The organism is Bradyrhizobium sp. CCBAU 51745 (assembly GCF_028128715.1).
GTDB classification, from domain to species: Bacteria; Pseudomonadota; Alphaproteobacteria; order Rhizobiales; family Xanthobacteraceae; genus Bradyrhizobium; species Bradyrhizobium manausense.
This window is the reverse complement of the sequence record NZ_LBJP01000047.1, coordinates 1-5257: the sequence shown is the minus strand read 5'-3', so window position 1 is coordinate 5257 and position 5257 is coordinate 1. Positions and strand designations below refer to the sequence as shown.

6 protein-coding genes are annotated in these 5257 nt (G+C 64.4%); 4 read left to right on the top strand and 2 right to left on the bottom strand.

The genetic code is table 11. The features are described from left to right. Positions 1-108 precede the first annotated feature (108 nt). Genes XH98_RS13100 through XH98_RS13090 form a run of 3 tightly spaced genes read left to right on the top strand, consistent with a single transcriptional unit; the run spans position 109 to position 2128 of the window. Complete coding sequence (locus tag XH98_RS13100; protein ID WP_271618832.1) at positions 109-561, top strand: DUF2231 domain-containing protein; 453 nt, start codon at positions 109-111, stop codon at positions 559-561. Then, positions 558-1895: a PQQ-dependent sugar dehydrogenase gene (locus XH98_RS13095; protein ID WP_271618831.1), complete on the top strand. Its 1338-nt coding sequence runs from the start codon at positions 558-560 to the stop codon at positions 1893-1895. Before XH98_RS13100 ends, XH98_RS13095 begins: the two co-directional genes overlap by 4 nt. A 29-nt stretch (positions 1896-1924) precedes the next feature. Then, positions 1925-2128 (top strand): hypothetical protein, encoded by a 204-nt coding sequence (locus tag XH98_RS13090; protein WP_220006908.1) that lies wholly within the window; start codon positions 1925-1927, stop codon positions 2126-2128. A 5-nt stretch (positions 2129-2133) separates the two neighbouring features. Here the strand turns inward: XH98_RS13090 and XH98_RS13085 are convergent, their stop codons facing one another. Then, positions 2134-3069 (bottom strand): sugar kinase, encoded by a 936-nt coding sequence (locus tag XH98_RS13085; protein WP_271618830.1) that lies wholly within the window; start codon positions 3067-3069, stop codon positions 2134-2136. Then, the gene (locus XH98_RS13080) at positions 3053-4096 is read right to left on the bottom strand and encodes an SPFH domain-containing protein (protein WP_271599335.1); all 1044 of its coding nucleotides are present in this window, start codon (positions 4094-4096) and stop codon (positions 3053-3055) included. Before XH98_RS13080 ends, XH98_RS13085 begins: the two co-directional genes overlap by 17 nt. A gap of 102 nt (positions 4097-4198) precedes the next feature. Here XH98_RS13080 and XH98_RS13075 point away from each other — a divergent pair, with 102 nt between their 5' ends. Continuing rightward, entirely contained in the window at positions 4199-4927 is a 729-nt protein-coding gene (locus XH98_RS13075) for an NUDIX hydrolase (RefSeq protein ID WP_271599336.1), read from the top strand. Positions 4928-5257 lie beyond the last annotated feature (330 nt).

Sequence of the window (5257 nt, the reverse complement as noted above, 5' to 3'; positions counted from 1 at the left end):
GCGCCTACGAGGCGTATCGGGCGACCCTGCTGGTTCCGACGCAGCCATAGGAACCATCACCGCAAGCACGAGTTGGGCGCACGGGCAGGGCGACATACGAGACCTACCGTGCAAGATATCGTGCCCGTGCGCTCCACTGCGCAAATCGCGGGTTACCCCATTCATCCGATGCTGGTGCCGATCCCGATCGTGTGCTTCATCGGCGCGTTGCTGACCGACATCGCCTATCTCGTCTCCGCCGAGATCATGTGGGCGGATTTCTCCGCCTGGCTTCTGCTCGTCGGCGTCGTCTTTGGTGTGCTGGCTGCGATCGCCGGCCTGACCGATTTCCTCGGCAACCGCCTTGTGCGGGCGCAGACGCCGGCCTGGCCGCATCTGATCGGCAACGCCGTGGTTCTGATCCTCGCGATCATCAATGCGCTGATACACACGCGTGATGCCTGGAGCTCGGTATGGCCATGGGGGCTGGTGCTTTCGGTGCTCACCGTGCTGATCCTGCCTGTTACCGGCTGGCTCGGCTGGGCCATGGTGTATCGCCACGGTGTCGGAGTTGCGCCATGATGTCTTTGCAAACGCGCGCGCTGCTATGCGCTTCGCTTCTCGCTCTTCTCGCCGGCTGCAATGACGGGAGCGGCGATCCCAAGGCGCAGATCGGCGTCAATCCTGTGCTGCCCGACATCCGGCAATATCTGCTGCCGCCGATGCACATCGCCCGCATCATCGGCTGGAAGAAGGACGAGACGCCTGATGTTGCGCAGGGCTTGCAGGTCAAGGCGGTCGCGACCGGCCTGCAGCACCCGCGCTCAATCTACGTGCTGCCCAATGGCGACGTGCTGGTGGTGGAATCCAAGGCGCCGAAGGCCGCCGCGATCAAGCGGCCCAAGGAGATCGTGATGGGCTATATCGAGTCCTGGGCGACCTCCGGCGGCGATACCGGACCCAGCAATCGCATCACGCTGCTGCGCGATACCAACGGCGACGGCGTACCGGATACGCAGAGCGTCTTCCTCGATCATCTCAATTCGCCGTTCGGCGTCGCCCTGGTCGGCAACGAGCTCTACGTAGCCAACACCGACGCGATCGTGAAATATCCCTACGCCGAGGGCGACACCAAGATCACCAAGCCGGGCACGGTGCTGACGCCGTTGCCGGGCGGCCCGATCGACCATCATTGGACCAAGAGCCTGGTCGCAAGCCCTGATGGCTCAAGGCTCTATGTCGGCGTCGGCTCCAACAGCAACATCACCGAGAACGGGATGGAGGCCGAGCACAATCGCGCCGACATTCTCGAGGTCGACCGCGCCAGCGGCCGCTGGCGGATCTTTGCCAGTGGCCTGCGCAATCCCAACGGTCTCAGCTTCGAGCCGCAGACCGGCGCGCTGTGGACCGTGGTGAACGAGCGCGATGAGCTCGGGCCCGATCTCGTGCCTGACTACATGACCTCGGTGAAGGACGGCGCCTTCTATGGCTGGCCCTACAGCTATTACGGCCAGCACGTCGATCCCCGCGTCAAGCCGCAGCGGCCGGATCTCGTGGAAAAGGCGATCGTGCCCGATTACGCCCTGAGCTCGCATGTCGCACCGCTCGGGCTTGCCTTCTCCACCGGCAACAGCCTGCCGGAGGCCTATCGCGGCGGCGCTTTCGTCGGCGAGCACGGCAGCTGGAACCGGCAGGTGCTGAACGGATACAAGGTTGTCTATGTGCCGTTCACGGACGGCAAGCCGAGCGGGCCGGCGCAGGACGTCGTCACCGGCTTCCTCACCAGCGACAACCAGGCGCGCGGCCGTCCCGTCGGTGTCGCGCTGGACAAGACCGGTGCACTGTTGGTCGCCGACGACAGCGGCAATACGGTCTGGCGGGTGACCGCGGCGCATCCGCAAGTGACGCAGCGATAGGCAAGCCGCGCAATGATAGGAGAGGGATGATGGGCCTTGCCCAATATGCTGTTGTACCGGTGCAAGACGAGTGGGGCGTGCTGCATGACGGCGACGTCAAGAGCAGATACGCCACCAAGGAAGCCGCGTTCGAGTCGGCTGTTGCCGCTGCATCCCTGGCGCTACGTGAGGGCCACGAAGTCCATGTCAGCGTGCCCGGCCGCGAGCCGGGCGAGAACGCGCTCGGAATCTAGCGGCCTCACACGATCAGGCGTCCGCGCCGCCTGGCGATGCCGATCGTGACCTCGGCGCCCGCGTTGAAATCGAGGCGGTCGGCTTCGACACCGTCGCTGAAGATCACGCCGTTCTCCGCCATCAGCGAGCGGATGCGCAATTGCTCTTCGGATGCGAGCCGGCCGCAGACCAGGTTGGTCTCCGAGTGCAGGCTCGGGAACGGCTCGCGCACGGCGAAGCGCAGCTCAGCGGCGTCCCAGGGCAGGGCCTCATAGCCCGTCAGCGAGGGCGACTGACCGAAGCTGCCGGCGATCGCCAGCGAGCCGGTGACGATGCTCTTGAACCACGCGGTCGAGCCGAGCCCGGTCGAGACGATCAGCCCGCTCGAGGATTGCCGCTCCCTCGTCCCGCCGGCCGCGATCTCGTAGATCGCGGAGACATGCGTCCGCGCGCCGATGAAGAGGTCGTTCACCGCATGCAGCACCTGGCCATCGCCGAGCCGGGCCTCCGCCATCGTCACGGCCTGGCTGTCGCGCTTGTCGGCGGCGACATCAGGCAGCAGCTTCGCGAGGTCGCGCGGCGCGAAGGGCAGCAGGATGCCGTCATAGCGCGCGGGATCCGGATTGAGCCCGATCAGCGGATGGTCGTCGAGATATTTCATCGTATTGGCGACGACGCCATCCTGGCCGAGCGCGACCACGATGTCGTCAGGGGCGAAGATGAAGTTCGGAAGGTATGCGCGCTCGATCACCTGATAGCGCCCCCATTGCTCGAGCACCTGAAGTGTCGCGCGCCGCTGCGCCTGGTAGACCTCGTGCTCCCTCTCATAATCGGAGAAATCGGCGCCGAGATGCTCGACATAGAAGCGTGCCTGCGCCGCCGTCAGGTAACGCGCGACCAGGTCTTCCAGCCTGGTCTTGCGCGTCACCAGCACGATCTTGCGATCATTGGCGGCGGGCATTGGCGGCCTCCGGCTTCGGCTTCTCGATCAGCTGGCTGAGCAGGTCGGGCGAGACGTTGAGCTGGCCGATCTTCTCGGCCTTCTCGGCAATGCCGGAAAAGGCCTGCGCGATCAGCTGACCCGGCTGCATGCCGGCGGCGGCGAGCGCCTGGATCACGCGGGTGTCGACGCCCTCGAAGATCTTCATCAGCGCGCCGACGCGATAGGCCTCGGCATCTGCCAGAGTGCGGGTGTTTTCGGCGTTGAGGCCGACGAAATCCTTGCGCTTGCCCTCCAGCACGATATCCGCGGCCATGCCGGCCTCGCGCAGCTCGTTGCGCTTGGCGGCAACGCTCGCCTCGGCATCCATCTGGGTCTCGCGGATCGAGCGCTTCTTCTGCTCGACCGCGATCTCGGTGTCGAGCTCGCTCTCGCGAATGGCGCGCTCCTGCTCGACGGCGAAATTGCGCCGGGCGAAGATTGCTTCGTCCGCGTTCTTCAAAATCGCTTCGCGCGCCTGCGCCTCCAGCGCCTTCGCCGTATCAGGCGTCGGCTTGATGCCGCGGATCGAGACACCGAGGATTTCCAGGCCAAGCGCCTCGATGTCGGCCCGTCCGCGCAGGCCGCCGGCGATGAGCTCAGCGATGCGGTCGGAGGCCTGCAGCGCCTCCTTCAGCGTCAGCTCCTTGATCGCCTGCTGCGCCAGCACCTCGACCGTGCCGAGAATGCGCTCCGGCAGCTTCTCCGGATCGTCGCTCTCATAGGTCTTGCCGTCGGGCTTCAGGGTGAAGTTCAGCATCGAGGCCGCCTTTTTCGGCTCGCTGACGCGATAGGTGATTTGGCCCTGCACGGTCAGGGTCTGAAAGTCGCGCGCGATCTGCTGAAAGATGAAGGAGGCGTCGCGGCTGCCGACCGGCACGGCGACGAGCGTGGTCACCGGAGCATAGTAGAACGCGGAGAGGCCGGTGCCCTCGGCGACAACGGCGCCGGCGCGGTACTTCATCAGATAGGTGGTGGGCTGGGCCTTGATAAACCTTATGCCGAACATGGCCGTCTCCAATGGCTGACTATAAGTTGGTCTGAGCAACTAAGTAAGTTGGACTGTACAACTAACTGTGTTACTGTCAAGGTCCAACGAAGGAGGCTGCCGGTGGCAGGCGAGGATCGGGCCGAAGGCTTTGAAAAATCAGGAGATCTGGACTTCCCGCGGCCGCTGACCACGGTTGACGTCGTGATCTTCTCGATTCGCGACGACCAGCTCCAGGTGTTGCTGGTACGGCGTCCGGCCGGTGAGGGCGAGCCGTTTCCGCAGGCGCTGGCTCTCCCAGGCGGCTTCGTCGACGTTGCGAAGGACCGCGATCTCGCGGCCTGTGCAGCGCGCAAGTTGAAGGAGAAGACCGGAGTCACCGCTCCTTATCTGGAGCAACTCGGAAGCTGGGGGAGCGCCTCGCGCGATCCGCGCGGCTGGTCGGCAACGCACGCCTATTTCGCGCTGATTCCGGAAGAGGCGGGCGCGCTCACGCCAGATGCGCGCTGGTTTCCGATTCAAGGCGGCAGGCTCAAGGAGAAGCTTGCCTTCGATCACGGCGACATCCTGGCCAGCGCGATCCAGCGCCTGCGCAACAAGGTGGAATACACCTCGCTGCCCGCTTACCTGATGCCCGCGGAATTCACGCTGCCCGACTTGCAGCGGGTCTACGAGATCGTGCTTGACCGTCCCTTGGAGAAGAGCGCCTTCCGCACCCGGATCCTGTCGGCCGACATGATCGAGCCGGTCGCGAAAATGCGGCGCGGCCCGAACCGTCCGGCGCAGCTCTATCGCCTGAAGAGGAACAGCAAGCCGGTGTATTTCGTGCGGACCTTCAATCCGCCGGAGTGATGCAGCGTCCGCCCGCTCCGGACGGGCATAACATCATGTTAGGTTTATCGCATAACAGGGTAATTGTGTTAGTGCGGTGACAGCCTATGATCGCGTCACTCAAGTACGTATCGGCAGTGACAAACGCTGGCGGAGAAGTCCACACAGCGCGCGGAGAGGGCTGCCCAATTTCTCCAAGAAGCCCGCCAAGGGACGCCAAGAAAAACCAGTTTGGAGGACTCCCAAGATGACCGGAATCCATCAGGTGAGCCAGTCAAGGAAGGCCGCTGCAAGCGGCTGGATCGGGTCGGCTCTCGAATATTATGACTTCTTCATCTACGCGACCGCCGC

Bases quoted from the DNA above. Each gene is read 5' to 3' on its own strand.
- XH98_RS13095 (WP_271618831.1), top strand. From the start codon at position 558: ATGATGTCTTTGCAAACGCGCGCGCTGCTATGCGCTTCGCTTCTCGCT.
- XH98_RS13090 (WP_220006908.1), top strand. From the start codon at position 1,925: ATGGGCCTTGCCCAATATGCTGTTGTACCGGTGCAAGACGAGTGGGGC.
- XH98_RS13085 (WP_271618830.1), bottom strand. From the start codon at position 3,069: ATGCCCGCCGCCAATGATCGCAAGATCGTGCTGGTGACGCGCAAGACC.
- XH98_RS13080 (WP_271599335.1), bottom strand. From the start codon at position 4,096: ATGTTCGGCATAAGGTTTATCAAGGCCCAGCCCACCACCTATCTGATG.